The organism is Pseudomonas sp. JV245A (assembly GCF_032424515.1).
GTDB lineage: Bacteria > Pseudomonadota > Gammaproteobacteria > Pseudomonadales > Pseudomonadaceae > Aquipseudomonas > Aquipseudomonas protegens.
In genome coordinates, this window is record NZ_VYKE01000619.1 from 1 (window position 1) to 304 (window position 304).

1 pseudogene is annotated in these 304 nt (G+C 64.5%); it reads right to left on the reverse strand.

What is annotated here, in order from left to right:
- Window positions 1-304: pseudogene (locus F6S12_RS33310) on the reverse strand (glutamine synthetase); the annotation flags it as partial.

Sequence of the window (304 nt, forward strand, 5' to 3'; positions counted from 1 at the left end):
GGCGACCCGGTGTTCGATGCGCACTGCATCGGCCGAGCCGGTGGGGACGCGAATGGCCACGGTACGGTTGTCCAGGCCCCAGCTCGGCGAGTTCGGCACATAGAACTGCGCGCCGAAACGGCGATAGGAGTTGACGTTCGGGCAGAGGAAGGCCATCTGCGCCGGTAGGGTCTCGAGCACACCGCCGATCGCGTGACGCAGTGCGGCGTTCTGCTCGGGATCCTCGCTGGCGAAGATGTTCTTGCCATCTTTGTCCAGAACCGAAATGTGAACGTGCAGACCGTTGCCCGCCTGGCCCGGGTAA